14 protein-coding genes are annotated in these 15,222 nt (G+C 46.2%); 7 read left to right on the top strand and 7 right to left on the bottom strand.

The window, feature by feature from the left end; translation table 11 throughout:
- Positions 1-266 precede the first annotated feature (266 nt).
- The 5 genes from A8L45_RS06670 to rplT all read left to right on the top strand — a co-directional run bounded on the left by A8L45_RS06670 (position 267) and on the right by rplT (position 5,010).
- Positions 267-1,478: a glycerophosphodiester phosphodiesterase family protein gene (locus tag A8L45_RS06670; protein ID WP_068900491.1), complete on the top strand. Its 1,212-nt coding sequence runs from the start codon at positions 267-269 to the stop codon at positions 1,476-1,478.
- Between the two features lie 362 nt (positions 1,479-1,840).
- Positions 1,841-3,769: a threonine--tRNA ligase gene (thrS, locus tag A8L45_RS06675; RefSeq protein ID WP_068900493.1), complete on the top strand. Its 1,929-nt coding sequence runs from the start codon at positions 1,841-1,843 to the stop codon at positions 3,767-3,769.
- Positions 3,770-3,772: 3 nt separating this feature from the next.
- On the top strand, positions 3,773-4,318 hold the full coding sequence (infC, locus tag A8L45_RS06680; protein WP_068900495.1) for a translation initiation factor IF-3: 546 nt from the start codon (positions 3,773-3,775) through the stop codon (positions 4,316-4,318).
- Between the two features lie 102 nt (positions 4,319-4,420).
- Positions 4,421-4,615 (top strand): 50S ribosomal protein L35, encoded by a 195-nt coding sequence (gene rpmI / locus A8L45_RS06685; protein WP_068900515.1) that lies wholly within the window; start codon positions 4,421-4,423, stop codon positions 4,613-4,615.
- Positions 4,616-4,656: 41 nt separating this feature from the next.
- Positions 4,657-5,010, top strand: coding sequence for a 50S ribosomal protein L20 (gene rplT, locus A8L45_RS06690; protein ID WP_068900497.1), 354 nt, complete (start codon positions 4,657-4,659; stop codon positions 5,008-5,010).
- A 258-nt stretch (positions 5,011-5,268) separates the two neighbouring features.
- Here the strand turns inward: rplT and A8L45_RS06695 are convergent, their stop codons facing one another.
- The 7 genes from A8L45_RS06695 to A8L45_RS06720 all read right to left on the bottom strand — a co-directional run bounded on the left by A8L45_RS06695 (position 5,269) and on the right by A8L45_RS06720 (position 12,068).
- On the bottom strand, positions 5,269-6,171 hold the full coding sequence (locus tag A8L45_RS06695; RefSeq protein WP_068900499.1) for an SMP-30/gluconolactonase/LRE family protein: 903 nt from the start codon (positions 6,169-6,171) through the stop codon (positions 5,269-5,271).
- Positions 6,172-6,240: 69 nt separating this feature from the next.
- Positions 6,241-7,812 carry an aldehyde dehydrogenase (NADP(+)) gene (locus tag A8L45_RS06700; RefSeq protein WP_068900501.1) on the bottom strand — a complete coding sequence of 524 codons (1,572 nt, stop codon included), beginning with the start codon at positions 7,810-7,812 and terminating at the stop codon, positions 6,241-6,243.
- A gap of 12 nt (positions 7,813-7,824) precedes the next feature.
- Positions 7,825-8,292: a YncE family protein gene (locus A8L45_RS25225; protein ID WP_245680660.1), complete on the bottom strand. Its 468-nt coding sequence runs from the start codon at positions 8,290-8,292 to the stop codon at positions 7,825-7,827.
- A 53-nt stretch (positions 8,293-8,345) separates the two neighbouring features.
- Positions 8,346-8,765, bottom strand: coding sequence for a YncE family protein (locus A8L45_RS25230; RefSeq protein ID WP_245680661.1), 420 nt, complete (start codon positions 8,763-8,765; stop codon positions 8,346-8,348).
- Between the two features lie 31 nt (positions 8,766-8,796).
- Positions 8,797-9,807 (bottom strand): AraD1 family protein, encoded by a 1,011-nt coding sequence (gene araD1, locus A8L45_RS06710; RefSeq protein ID WP_068900503.1) that lies wholly within the window; start codon positions 9,805-9,807, stop codon positions 8,797-8,799.
- A gap of 9 nt (positions 9,808-9,816) precedes the next feature.
- On the bottom strand, positions 9,817-10,989 hold the full coding sequence (locus tag A8L45_RS06715; RefSeq protein ID WP_068900504.1) for an L-rhamnonate dehydratase: 1,173 nt from the start codon (positions 10,987-10,989) through the stop codon (positions 9,817-9,819).
- A gap of 44 nt (positions 10,990-11,033) precedes the next feature.
- Positions 11,034-12,068, bottom strand: a complete 1,035-nt coding sequence (locus tag A8L45_RS06720; RefSeq protein WP_068900505.1) for a 4-hydroxythreonine-4-phosphate dehydrogenase PdxA — start codon at positions 12,066-12,068, stop codon at positions 11,034-11,036.
- A 597-nt stretch (positions 12,069-12,665) separates the two neighbouring features.
- Here A8L45_RS06720 and A8L45_RS06725 point away from each other — a divergent pair.
- Positions 12,666-13,775 carry an ABC transporter ATP-binding protein gene (locus A8L45_RS06725; RefSeq protein WP_068900506.1) on the top strand — a complete coding sequence of 370 codons (1,110 nt, stop codon included), beginning with the start codon at positions 12,666-12,668 and terminating at the stop codon, positions 13,773-13,775.
- A 59-nt stretch (positions 13,776-13,834) separates the two neighbouring features.
- Positions 13,835-15,178, top strand: a complete 1,344-nt coding sequence (locus A8L45_RS06730) for an extracellular solute-binding protein (RefSeq protein WP_068900508.1) — start codon at positions 13,835-13,837, stop codon at positions 15,176-15,178.
- Positions 15,179-15,222 lie beyond the last annotated feature (44 nt).

The raw sequence follows: 15,222 nt of genomic DNA on the forward strand, positions 1-15,222 counted from the left end.
CATATTAAATGCGGTAAGCCAACTCTTCGTTACAGCTTCTTGTGTTGCTAATAGAAAATGTAATAGCGCATACCTAAAGGGGCAACGAATAAAAATTTCCTTTGAAAAAAGTTTTACTTTCGAGTCAAGGTGGCAATAACTGATTAAAGTGCTTCTCTGTTCAAGAGATCACATCATGTAATGTAATTGTCATGTACATTTCTCAAAAATGTAATTGCAGCCTGAAAAACTCAGGCCGCTTTGACTTTACTTTGAGAAGGACCCCGATGAAAAATATTGCTTTGAGATCAGTATCAGCTGTTGTGTTGTCTTCACTTTCGTTATTCACTTTTGCCGACAACATACAGCTTGGTCCAAGACCTTTTTATTTGGTCGACGATATGGATAAAAGTCCATTAAAAACACGTCTTGAATCCTGTGAGAGCGGGCCGTTTAAAAAGAGTGAGTTCTCGATTGGGCACCGCGGCGCTCCGATGCAATTTCCTGAACATACCCGGGAGTCCTACATTGCAGCGGCCAGGATGGGGGCGGGCATACTGGAATGTGATGTCACCTTCACAAAAGACAAAGAGCTGGTTTGCCGGCATTCTCAAAATGATTTGCATACCACGACGGATGTTCTTGCCTATCCTGATCTGGCATCTAAATGCTCGGTTCCTTTTACGCCTGCTAATCCTGATAAAAATGAAGAAGCAAAGGTTGAATGCCGGACATCGGATTTCACGTTGGCAGAATTTCGACGTTTGAAGGGAAAAATGGATGGTGCTAATCCTATGGCAACCACGCCTGAAGATTACATGAAGGGTACACCGGGCTGGAGAACGGACCTTTACGCCAGTCGTGGCACACTAATGACTCATGCTGAGAGTATTGCGCTATTTAAATCACTGGGTGTGAAAATGACGCCAGAGCTCAAGTCGCCAGCCGTAGAGATGCCATATCAGGGATTCTCACAGCAAGACTATGCGCAGAAATTAATTAATGAGTACAAAGCAGCGAGTGTTGCGCCACAGGATGTATTTGCTCAGTCATTCAACTTGTCTGATGTGAAATACTGGATAAGTAAAGAGGCGGACTTTGGCAAACAGGCGGTGTACCTTGATTCTCGTATGTACGATGACGAAACATGGCGTCCCTCTGCTTCTGATATGAAAGCGCTGGCAGATTCGGGGGTGAATATTATTGCTCCACCGCTTTACGCACTGGTCACCCAGAACAACAGCAAGGAAATGGTGCCTTCAGAATACGCTAAGCTGGCAAAGAATGCGGGTCTTGGCATTATTACATGGACACTTGAGCGTTCTGGGCCATTAGTTAACGGTGGCGGTTGGTATTATCAATCAGTGCAGGATGCCACGAATAACGATGGCGATACGTTCAAACTGCTTGATGTATTGGCTAAGCAGGTTGGTGTAAAAGCGGTGTTCTCTGACTGGCCAGCCACGACGACCTACTATGCAAACTGTATGGGGATTTAACGTTCGGTAGCTGCGAGGCTAAAACGCACTATTTATGACAGGTCCTGTTTAAACAGGGCCTGTTTCTATCCAATGAAAAATCTTCTTCTGTTTGCTGTATCACTCGAATTTTTAAGCATAAAGGTTCAGATGATTGTGGTATTTGAGCTGATTTAATCGCTGTTCTGCTTATTCAGTTGCAATCTTACTTCAGCCAGATACAATCCCCCATTCGGTTCGGGCACAGTGATTTTGACTTGTACCAAAAACTGTGCCGAACGAGCCATCAACTATTCGAGCATTATTCTTCGCTTTAGATTAATGCAAACAAACATTAACAAGTGCTACTTCGTGTGTAGCACCACTGTGTATAGGACATAAACATGCCTGTAATTACTCTTCCTGACGGCAGTCAGCGTTCCTTCGATAACCCTGTTTCCACCTATGATGTAGCCGCTGACATTGGTCCCGGCCTTGCAAAAGCATGTATCGCAGGTCGCGTTGACGGGCAGCGTGTTGACGCACATGACCTTATTGAAAATGATGCCAGCCTTGAAATCATCACAGCGAAAGATGAAGACGGTCTGGAAATCATTCGTCACTCTTGTGCTCACCTTCTGGGTCACGCGATTAAGCAGCTTTTTCCCCACGTCAAAATGGCAATTGGTCCAACTATCGATAATGGCTTCTATTACGATATCGATCTGGATCGCTCGCTGACGCAGGAAGATCTTGATGCGATAGAGAAGCGCATGAAAGAGCTGGCGAAAACCAAATATCAAGTGGTTAAGAAGAACGTCAGCTGGCAGGAAGCACGTGATACGTTTGAATCACGCGGCGAATCTTACAAGATGGAAATTCTGGATGAAAACGTGTCGCACGACGACCGTCCAGGCCTTTACCATCATGAAGAATATATCGACATGTGTCGTGGTCCTCATGTACCTAACATGGGTTTCTGTCAGCATTTCAAAATCTTGAATGTTGCCGGTGCCTACTGGCGTGGTAACAGCGATAACAAGATGCTGCAACGCATTTACGGTACTGCATTTCAGGACAAGAAGCTGTTGAAAGCGCACCTTATCCGTCTTGAGGAGGCCGCAAAACGCGACCACCGTAAACTGGGTAAGCAACTTGACCTGTACCACATGCAGCAAGAAGCACCGGGTATGGTGTTCTGGCACCACAATGGTTGGACAGTATTCCGTGAGCTGGAAATGTTCATCCGTGAAAAACTGGCCGAATACGAATATCAGGAAGTGAAAGGTCCTCTGATCATGGACCGTGTCCTGTGGGAGCGTTCTGGTCACTGGGACAAGTATGCTGACTACATGTTCACCACCAGCTCTGAAAACCGTGAATATGCACTGAAGCCAATGAACTGTCCGGGTCACGTACAGATCTTCAATCAAGGTCTGAAATCCTACCGTGATCTGCCGCTTCGCATGGCCGAGTTCGGAAGCTGTCATCGTAACGAGCCGTCCGGTGCATTGCATGGGTTAATGCGTGTTCGTGGCTTTACTCAGGATGACGCTCACATCTTCTGTACCCCAGAGCAGGTACAACAGGAAGTGACATCTTGTATTAAGATGGTCTACGACACGTACCAGACATTTGGCTTTGAAGACATCGTTGTAAAACTGTCTACCCGTCCTGAAATGCGCGTAGGTTCTGATGAGATGTGGGACCGTGCAGAGAAGGCATTGGCAGAAGCATTGACCAACATGGACATTCAATTTGAGATTCTGGAAGGCGAGGGCGCTTTCTATGGACCAAAAATTGAATTTACTTTGCATGATTGTTTGGATCGTGCGTGGCAATGTGGTACTGTGCAGCTCGATTTTGCACTGCCTGAACGTCTGGGCGCGACATATGTCGGTGAAGACAATGAACGTCACACACCAGTGATGATTCACCGCGCAATTCTTGGCTCGTTGGAACGTTTCATCGGTATTCTGATTGAAGAATATGCAGGACATTTCCCGAGCTGGTTAGCGCCTCAGCAAGCTGTCGTAATGAATATTACTGACAACCAAGGCGATTACGTTCATGAAGTTGCAAAAAAACTGCAAAAAGCAGGATTTAGAGCCTCTGCGGACTTGAGAAACGAGAAGATTGGCTTTAAAATTCGCGAACATACTTTGAAGCGTGTGCCATATATGCTCGTTTGTGGTGACCAGGAAATGGAAGCTGGCGAGGTGGCAGTACGTACCCGCAAAGGTAAAGATTTGGGTAAATTCAAGATTGAAGAATTCATTTCTCTGCTTGAAAAAGAAGTTCGCGGTCGCACGCTCAATATTTTGGAGGAATAAGGTATTAAAGGCGCAAGAAAAGCCCCGGCTAAACAAAATGCACATCGTTTGAATGAAGAAATTCGTGGAGTTCGTGAAGTTCGACTTACAGGACTTGATGGTGAAGCGGTTGGAGTCGTTTCTCTCGATGAAGCAATGCAAGCAGCGCAAGCCGCTGGTGTAGATTTGGTAGAAATCAGCCCTAATGCCGAGCCACCTGTCTGTCGTGTGATGGACTACGGAAAATTCCTGTACGAAAAGAGCAAGGCTGCGAAAGAGCAGAAGAAAAAGCAAAAGACTATTCAGGTTAAGGAAATCAAATTCCGTCCTGGTACCGATATAGGCGACTATCAGGTAAAACTACGCAACCTGGTTCGCTTTATAGAAGAGGGTAACAAGGTCAAGGTCACAATCCGCTTCCGCGGTCGCGAAATGGCGCACCAAGGTATCGGTGTTGACGTCCTAAATCGTCTGAAGGAAGACACAGCTGAAATCGCTTTGGTTGAAAGCTTCCCAACGAGGATTGAAGGTCGTCAGATGATCATGGTTCTGGCCCCTAAGAAGAAGTAATTTCGGCATACAAGTAACTTGAGGGCTGTGCCCAAGTGGCACGGCCCTTTTGTTCGCCGGATTACACTGTTATTAATTGCATACAATGCGGAGTTATTCATCATGCCTAAGATGAAGTCAAACAAAGGTGCTGCTAAGCGTTTCAAAAAGACTGCTGGTGGTATCAAATACAAGCGTGCGACCAAGCGTCACATCCTGACTAAGCGTTCTACTAAGAACAAACGTCAACTGCGTCCAAATGCAATTCTGCCTAAGTGCGAAGTTGCTGCAGTTGTTCGTATGCTTCCATACGCATAATTTTTCTTAGTTTATTAACGAATTAGTTTAGGAGTCACATAATGCCTCGCGTAAAACGTGGTGTACAAGCTCGTGCACGTCATAAGAAAGTTCTGAAACAAGCTAAAGGTTACTACGGTGCACGTTCACGTGTTTACCGCGTAGCTTTCCAAGCGGTTACTAAAGCTGGTCAATATGCTTACCGTGACCGTCGTCAGAAGAAGCGTCAATTCCGTCAACTGTGGATCGCGCGTATCAACGCTGCGTCTCGTCAAAATGGTATGTCTTACAGCCGTTTCATCAACGGTCTGAAAAAAGCATCTATTGAGATCGATCGTAAGATCCTGGCAGACATCGCTGTATTCGACAAAGCTGCATTCTCAGTACTGGTTGAAAAGGCGAAAGCTGCTCTGTAATTAATTGCAGAAAAGTTATTGCGTTAAAAGGGGAGCTATTGCTCCCCTTTTTAGATCCAGTGTTATCTGAAAGATAACGTTAATTTTTGATTGTTCACTGGTGCTGACATTTGTGTCGTCAATCTACTCTCGCGTGAACAACTATTTGATATCCGCTCTGGATCATATTTTTGGGGCCCGGTTCTTTTTTGAAGATTTTCACGCTTAAATCGTTTGCATGCCTAACTAATTTTTTTAATGTCACTCAGTACTACTCGCTCATTTATCGAGTAAATGTGTGTACTGGTTTCCTTGTGTTTCCAGCGCGATCCCATATAGAGACGTTGTCGCGGTGATGAACAGATAATCTTGGTTTTCTCCGCCAAAGGTACAATTGCTGACTCTTTCAGGTACCGGTATAAGACCCAGATATTCTCCACTCGGGTTGAAGACTTTGATACCAATATCACAGCTACAAAATATGTTACCTTTGGTGTCGACTCTAAAACCGTCTGGAATACCGGGTTCAACAACGCAATGCGTTTCTCCTTTGCCAAGGTTCCCTTCTTCATCCACAGAAAAACGGCGTAGCTCTCTTCTGCCTTTGGTTGGGAACTCAACAATTGACATGTCAGCGACGTAAAGCTCTGACTCATCAGGCGAAAATGCCAGTCCATTTGGGCGCTGCACATCCGTTGTCATGATATCCAATGCTCCTGTATTCGGATCAAAGCGATATACATAACATCCAATCATTTGGCTATTGGCCTGAAATCCCTCGTCATTGCCAAGAATGCCGTAGGGAGGATCAGTAAACCAAATAGTCCCGTCTTTTTTCATGACCAAATCATTAGGACTATTCAGTCTTTTACCGTCAAAACTGTCTACCAGTATGTCGCAATCGCCATTTGGGTTGGTTCGGCTGATACCACGGCGGCCATGTTCACAACTGATAAGGCAGCCTTCACTGTCGAGATAGTTACCGTTGCTGTAATGGGAGTAGGCTTTTTCAACCACTAACCCCTTATTTTTATTCCAACGATACAGTTTGCAGCCTTTGACATCACTGAACAGGACGGCGTCTTCACCCGGCAACCAAACAGGGCCTTCAGCCCAGATAACACCGGTGCACAATTGTTCAACAACGGGGTTTTCTGGTAGCGGTGATTCAGACTTTTGCATTGATTTCTCCTTTTGTAGTCCGGTCTGTGTTTTGCCGTCCGTTTTTTCTACTAAGCGATGTCTTATGCTTTATTTTTTACCGTCAACTTGTCTTGCGACAGTCAGTGGATTGTCTGTTTGCAGCTCTGGCGGTAGGAATTTTTCAGGTACATTCTGATAACTGACCGGACGCACGAACCGCTCAATCGCTAATGTGCCGACAGAGGTTGTTTGGCTGTTGGAGGTCGCAGGGTAGGGACCGCCGTGTACCATAGCAGTGGATACTTCCACACCAGTTGGGAAACCATTGAACAGGATCCTGCCGACTTTAAGCTCCAACGCCGAAATTAGCTGACGGACAAAAGATTCACTGTCGTCATCACTATAGTGGATAGTCCCCGTAAGTTGTCCTTCGAGCGCATTGATAACCTGAATCACTTCATCTTCACTGCTACATGTCACCAGCATTGAGAATGAACCAAAGACTTCGCGATGTAGACCTTTGTCAGATAAAAAGTTGCTTGCGCTGACTTCTACAAAGGCGGGTTCACAGGCATTATTACCTTCGGCTTGTCCCTGTGAAATGAGTACCGTCTGGTCGTTATCGGTGAGGATAGTTTTGTTTTCACAGTATGACTGGAATATAGAAGGTGACAGCATAGGGCCCGCCGAGCTTCCGCTCATCTGTGCCGCGACTGTATCTTTAAACGTATTCAGCCCGCTACCTTCGATAGCAATAACAAGGCCAGGATTGGTACAGAACTGACCAGCGCCCATCATCAAGGAGCCGTAGAATTGCTCACCAATTTGCTGCGGCTGAGATGATAGCGCTTTTGGCAACAGGACGACCGGATTGATGCTGCTCATTTCCGCATAGACAGGGATAGGTTCTTCCCGCTGCTGAGCTTGCTCCATCAGTGCAGTACCGCCGCTTTGTGAGCCGGTAAACCCGACCGCTTTTACAGCAGGATGAGACACAAGATGTTGACCAATTTCTCTGCCGGAACCAAAGATCAGAGAGAAGGTTCCCGGATGTAAACCGCAGCTTTTCACCGCGTCGACAACACAACTCGCCACCAACTCTGATACCCCGGGATGAGAGGAATGACCCTTAACAATAACCGGACATCCGGCTGCCAGTGCTGATGCGGTATCACCACCTGCTACTGAGAACGCCAGAGGGAAATTACTTGAGCCAAATACGACCACAGGTCCCAGTGGTACTTTCCTCACGCCAAGGTGCGGACGGGGAAGTGGCTCGCGATCAGGCATTGCAGTATCGATTCTCAGATCCTGCCAGTTGCCATCTTCAATGACGTCAGCAAACAGTTTTAGCTGATTTACTGTACGCATTCTTTCGCCTTGGAGTCTAGCAGCGGGGAGTCCGGTTTCTAGCGTCCCACGCTCAATCAGCTCGTCACCCAGAGCCATAATGTTGTCTGCAATCTGCCTGAGGAAGCTTGCGCGTTTTGCACCTGAGATTTGACGATATGGACCAAATGCATCTGCCGCCAGCTGACAGGCTAGGTCGGCATCATCTCGGGTTGCCAGACCAAATGCTGGCTCCAGTGATGCATCACTGACAGGGTCAAAACCTCTGATTTCCCCATTTGTTCCGGTGACAGCTTCGCCACCAATGTACATCTGCCCCTGAATGCTCATGGGTTCTCCTTGTTATTTAAAAGAAAATGATGGCAGTAAAAATGATACGTCCGGTTCAGCCAAACAATCGAATGTTCTGGAAATCGTCAGGCTGTCAACGTCCATAATGGCAACCTGATCATTGGTCATGGAGACAAAGGCGCTCTTACCATCCGGGTGGAAACTGACAGCAATAGGGTCGGCTGGTAATGCGATTTCTCCAAGGTTTTCCAATGCCTGACTAAACAGCGTAATGGACTTACCACCATAATTTGTTACGAAGATTTGGTCTTTGGGTGAGATGTAAGCCCGCGTCGGATCACGCCCGGTATCTGCTCTGCCAGTCAACTCCAGTGTTTGGGTGTCAACGGCCACAACCTGATCATCAAGACGGTTAGTGACAAACAGCGTCGCGCCATCTGGAGAAAGACAGTTGCCTTCTGGTTTTTTGCCGGGATACATAGCAACAGGTGCAAAGGTTGGCTGCCATGGCTTTATCATGGTTACAGTGTGACTAAGCAGATTCAGACAATATGCGGTTTCACCGTCGGCAGTCAGAGAAAAAGATGGGTTTTAAAGCCGCCGGAAGGGATAGCTCGATCCGGCGCAGACGCCGTCGTAGGATCTTCATACACCACCATCACATTGTGCGATTCACTCATCGCATATAGTCTGTCCTGATCATCGAGTGCGAGACCATGGATGCGGTAGTATGGCCAACAACTTATGGTCCTAACTTGCTCCCCTGTCTCGATGTCGATAACAAAGATGGAGCAGCCACCGTGATCACCGATGATACCGGAGTTTTCGACACCATAATGCCCAACGTACATGTACTTTTGCTGTGAATCGACAACAAACTCATGAGGGTAGTCTTCAACCCGGATTTGTTTTATTGCCTGACCGCTCTCTACGTCAAAAAAGCCAATGGTGTGTGCACTTTTTTGATTGAGTATTAAGGTGTCTTTCGCCATTTCATTCTCCGTGATATGACTTTAAAGCATATTATTTCAGTACGCTGACGGTTGTGACGGCGTCACCTCCATCACTCAACTTCTTTAAAGGATTTCGCAATGCCCGGCCAAATTCGGGGATGCTTATCTCGAAGATGTCGCCATCTTGCGTGCTGATCCCGTCCGCAAAGCTGAGCGTTGACGTACCGAAGAAATGTATGTGAAGGTCGCCTGGGTGTCTGAACTGGGCATATTTAAAGTGGTGGTGTTCAAGGTTGGCAATGTTGTGCGCCATGTTTTCTTCGCCAGTGACGAAGGATTTTTCCCACAACACCTCATCCTTGCGGATGATTTTACTGACGCCAGACAGAGACTGAGGTAAATCACCGATAATAAGTTCAGGACCAAAGCTGCATTGGCGTAGCTTGGAATGCGCCAGCCAAAGGTAATTATGCTTTTCGGTAACGTGATCAGAAAACTCATTTCCGATGGCAAAACCCACCCGATACGGTGTTCCTGCATTGTCGTTTAGGTAAACACCTACCAGTTCTGGCTCTTCACCGGCATCGGCAGCAAAAGAGGGTGATTCGATAGCCCGATACGGCGGCTGAACGATATCTCCAGTTCCCTTGTAAAACCACTCAGGCTGTGAAGCAGCACGATCAACCGTGGCCTTTCCATCTTCTACCCCCATTTTGAACATCTTCATGGAGTCGGTAAGTTTGTCCTCAGCCTTTGCAATATTCGCATGCATCGCTGAACGTGTATCTGCGCTGCCAAGGTGAGTAAGTCCAGTCCCCGTCACCAGACAATGAGCGGGGTCTGGATGTGCTATTGGCGGCAAAATACTGCCGTCTGAGACCAACTGCTGATAGCTGATCGGTTGTTCGCTGAGTTTACTCTCGATAAGCGTTGTCAGATTTTGTTGCGTGTTTACAGCCTCGGACGCGAGAGCAAACAAGGACGATGGGCTGGCCAGCGGAATGACCTGCTCGTTATCTAACACCTTGGCGACGTTTACACTGTTTTCCGTTTTATATTGTATGACTCGAAATAGTGACATAAACCGACCTCACTCAATGATGTTGAAATCAGAGAGGTACTGATCAGACAGGCTCAGGCCTAGCCCCGGTAAATTATCATCTAAGTCGATAAATCCTTTCTCTGGCGCTGGATCACCCGTGAACAGGTAATAGAACAGCTCATTTCCAACTTCCACATCATGGACAGGGAAGAACTCAGACATTGGTGATGCCAGTGTTGACATAGTGAGATGGTAATTGTGCATTTGTCCGGCATGAGGAATGACGGGTACTCCATATACCTCAGCCAATGCATTTATTTTTCTGGCTGCAGTAATACCACCAACACGATTGGTATCGTACTGAATGACTGATATTGCTTGTTTGTCGAGCAGCTGCTTAAAACCGTGACTGGTGAATTCGTGTTCGCCACCAGAGATCGGAATATGCGTCATCTTATTCAACTCTGCATACCCATCGATATCATCAGGGATAACGGGTTCTTCCAGCCACCTTGGTTCAAACTTCTCTAATTTCGGCAGAATGCGCTTGGTGTATTCGAGATTCCACCCCATGTAACATTCAAGCATCAAATCAACATCCGGCCCCACTACTTCCCGGACAGCTTCGACGCTTTTGATGTTTTCACGAACCCCTTCAGGCCCATCTTTCGGACCATATCCAAATCGCATTTTCATGCTGTTGAAGCCTTGGTCAAGATATGACTGTGCTTCTCGTTGCATCTCATCCAAATCGGTTCGATACAGCTTAGAGGCGTAGCATGGTATCTTCTCTTTGGTTCGGCCGCCCAGCAGTTTAAACACAGGCTGGTTGGTTGCCTTACCCATGAGATCCCACAGTGCAATATCAATCGCCGATATCGCCGCCATACCAATCCCTTTTCGGCCCCATGCCATTGTTGAACGGTACATGCGCTGCCAAAGGTACTCGTAATCGAAAGGGTCATGACCAATCACGAGAGGTGTCAGGTATTGATCGATAATGTTTTTCGCGATTCGTGGAGCGAGTGCAACGTTACCAATGCCGATTAGACCCGTATCGGTTTCAATTTCGACCACTGTCCAGCCATGAAAACGGAAAGTGCCCATTGAGTCACCTTTGTCCCAGAGCAGGTCCATTGCGTTTGAACAGAAATGCTTTTCAGGTGGAACGGTATGACCTTTCCATTCAAAAACGCGTGATCTTACTGATGTTATTTTCATTGTTACTCCAAAAACCTATTATCCGAAATCCATTACCTAAACAATCAGCAAGCTACCGATTGAGCTGTTAGCTGCGAGTTGAATTGTGCTGTACCCATTACACAAGCTAAGTTATAGGCGTTAAGTGTGGCTTGTACGTTAGCCTTATTTTTATTCGCAATATCAAACGCTGTACCGTGAGCAGGTGTTGTAATAACAACCGGAAGTCCGCCCTGAACGGTGACGCCTTTTTCAAAGCCCAACAACTTGATCGCGATTTGACCTTGGTCGTGATACATGGTGACGACAGCGTGAAACTCGCCATCTCTCACTTTGAGAAAGATAGTGTCGGCAGGAAACGGGCCTTGAACGGGATATCCCAGTTCATTAAGTGCATCTACTGCGGGTTTAATAATCTCTATCTCCTCTCTGCCACAGACACCGCCATCCCCTGCGTGAGGATTTAAGCCTGCAACCGCAACTCGGGGATGCTCAACACCTGATTTCACCAAACTTTCGTGGATGAGTTTACTCGCTTCAATGATTCTTTCTTTGGTGACCAAGGGTGTGACGTCTTTGAGTGGAACGTGCGAAGAAATACGAGACGTCCAGATATCGCCCAGTGTATTAAATTCGCAGAAATAGCTTTTCACTTTGAAGTAGTCAGCGAAGAAATGGAGCTCGTCCTCAAATGGCATACCTGCCATGATCATTGCTTGTTTATTAAGAGGGGCGAAACATATTGCATCGATTAAGTTTTTCTCAGCCGCATCAAGACAAATCGTAAGCACGTCCAATACTGCTTTACCGCTGTCGGGATTTGCTTCTGCCATCTTAAGTTTGTGTCTTTCAATGCTGTTGACAGGAAGAAAGCATATTTGGCCCGCTTCGGAATCTGCCACATCTTCAAAAGATGATACCGGGACAACGTTACTAATAAGGCCGGTTAAATTCTGTGCCTGCTCCCATACCCAAGGGTCGCCGACAATCACACAATTACACGATTTATCTCGTGCTTCAGATGTAAATAATTTCGCGATCAGCTCTGGTCCTATACCTGACGGATCGCCCAGGGTGACAGCAACAATTGGCTTTCGCATGTTTTTTCCCCTTTTTTTGACCACTCGCGTGTCTGTTTACATATATAAACAACAACTGCCAATGACAGTGTGCCGCTTAATGGTATACAAAACATACCAGTTGGTTTTTATACAGACAACATACAAATTTAATTTTTTGACGGTTTTTTTCCTCCAATTTAAAAACTCGTCCAGTTAATTAACAAATAAGTTATTGTTTTTTGTCAGTATCAAATGTGTTTTAATTTTATTCTGTCTAATTATTTGTAATTAAAAACAACAACTTATTAAATTAGTTTTTTATTTAATTAATCGCTTCAATTATTTTTCTAATTATTTCTCACCACTGATACTCTTTATTTCATTTACATAAACTTAAATGATGAAAGTCAATATATGGTGAAAAACGTCTCACACAAACTGGCGAAACCTTAGCTTCTGGTATTATAAATAGACCAGTGATTTTGCACACGAGCTGAATAAAACAAAGAATGACAGCCAACCTGCAAAGAGAATGCTTTTTGTTCTGATGCTGTTTATTCCTTATAAACGCGACACCGGAACAGCATTATTTAAGTTAAGCAGAAGTTATAAGCACCATCTAACGAGGAGCAATCAATGCCACAAATCAGGATACAGAACCTTGTGAAGCGCTATGACCATGTTGAGGTGATTCACGGCCTCGATTTGGAGTTTGAAGATAACGAATTCACCGTTCTGGTGGGGCCATCGGGCTGTGGTAAGTCTACAACGCTAAGAATGATTGCGGGGCTTGAGAGTGTCTCAGCGGGTGATATCTATATAGGTAATAGAGAGGTCAGTCAGCTGGAACCGCGCGACAGGGACTTGGCAATGGTGTTTCAGGATTATGCTCTCTACCCACACATGAATGTGGAGAAAAACATTTCATTCGCTCTCAGGCTTGCCAAGGTCGATAAAGATACCATCGCCAAGCGTGTGCGCGATGTATCAGTGATGCTGGGTCTCGATCATTTACTTCACCGCAAGCCCGGTGAGCTGTCTGGTGGTCAGCGTCAACGCGTGGCAATGGGCAGGGCATTGGCTCGTGATGCCTCTACATTACTGATGGATGAGCCGCTCTCGAATCTCGACGCCAAGCTGCGTGCGCAGATGCGTGCAGAGTTGATTCTGATGCGTAAAAAGGTAAACAAAAATGTCATCTACGTAACCCATGACCAAATCGAAGCAATGACGCTGGGCGACAGGATTGTTGTGATGAACGATGGCTTTGTTCAGCAACATGGCACGCCAGAAGAACTTTTCTGCCGACCCGTTAATAAATTTGTCGCTGGTTTTATGGGTTCACCGTCAATGAACTTTCTCACTGGAGACGTTCATCAGCGGGGTGATGGTTTTGCTGTCGTTGGCGAAAATTTCGATTTCGACATTAATCCGACACTCATCCCTGCTCTCCATTCATTGGAATCAAGCACCGTATATGTCGGTCTGAGACCATCAGCGTTCTCGCAGGAGTACAAGGAAGACTGTAACAAGATAACGCTACCTGTTCTGGTCACTGAATATTGTGGTTCACAAACCATCGTGGTGTCAGAAATAGGCGGCTCAAGAATCTCGATTGAGATCAGTTCAGAAAATAGGCCCAAACAGGGTGATGAAGTCGACTTTTATTTCAAATACAAGGATATGTACATCTTCGACACCAAAACTGAAAAGGCACTTTACCCAGACCAGGGTTCAATGGAATGACGTGAAGGACCTTACCAAACCCATGCAATCAGACAAAACGTCTAAAGGCAGGAGGAAAAATGTTTAAGACAATAGGTAAGCGAAAAGCTGGTTTGCTGGCAGTTACTGCAGCAGCATCAATGATGGTTTCGTCGCTGGTAAATGCAGACCCCTATAAGCCGTATAAAGGTGAAACACTGGTCGTAAATTTCCCGGCTCACCCTCACTATGATGCCGTAATGAAAGTTCTACCAGAATTTGAGAAAGAGACAGGGATTAAAGTTGAAGTCGACCAACTTCAGTATCTGGCAATGCGTCAGAAGCAGACGCTTGAGCTGACAAAGCGCAAAGGGGATTATGACCTTATCGCCTATGTTGTGTTCTCAAAGGCGGATTATGTATCTGAAGATCAGATAGAACCTCTTGCTCGATTCTTCATGGATCCCAAGCTTGCTGATCCAAATTATGACCCTGATGATCTTATCGATGGTTACGTACAGAATATCGGCGTTGCAGGTGGTAAGAAAGGTTACTTACCGGGCCCGACTGGTTCATTTTTCGGCATTCCATTTGGCTCAGAGACCTCTGTGCTGGGTTATCGCAAGGATATCTTCGATAAACATGGTCTGAAAGCGCCAACTAACTACAAAGAACTTTTAGACGTCACTTGTAAAATTCAGAAGCTTGAGCCCGGTATGGCAGGCCTAGCGTCTAGGGGTAAATCAGGACACCAGACGTCTCACGCGTTCCTGCTTCACCTTGCTCCACTTGGTGGTCGAATCTTCGATGATAACTGGAATCCGACCATTAACAGCCCTGAGGCGATTCAGGCTGCCAATGCGCTGAAAACAATCCTTGATTGCGGCCCGGAGGGCGGTACGTCATTTGGTTTTGCAGAGGCGAAGAATGCCTTCCTTCAAGGGAAAGCTGCTATGTACCTCGATACAACGGTTATCGCAGGTGAAGTAAGCGACCCTGAAAAATCAAAAGTGGTTGGCAAAGTAGCTTGGGCGAAGCATCCAAAGGGAGTGCGTTATGCCTCTCAGACCGGTGGATTTGGTATCGCTATACCAAAGAATGCACAGAACAAAAAAGCAGCCTTCCTGCTTATGCAATGGCTGACGTCTAAAGAGACAGATAAGAAAATTGCGCTTGCAGGCGGTAACCCTTCACGTTTCTCCACGCACCAAGACCCTGATGTTGTGAAGAAATTCCCACAAATGGCCATCTTTGGTGAAGCACTGAAAGACGCTGACCCAGACTGGCGTCCGATTATCCCGCCATGGGGACAAATCAATACTGAGTTGGGAACCAACCTGTCCAAGGCAATGACAGGAGAGATCAGTGTGGAAGAAGCACTGAACAAAACCAACAACACAGTAAAAAACATCATGAAAAAAGAAGGTTACTACACCTTTAACTAAAAAAACGGGGAGCGACATTGCTCCCCACCTTTAACCTTGGAAGT

The sequence above is a fragment of the Veronia pacifica genome, from assembly GCF_001707825.1.
GTDB lineage: Bacteria > Pseudomonadota > Gammaproteobacteria > Enterobacterales > Vibrionaceae > Veronia > Veronia pacifica.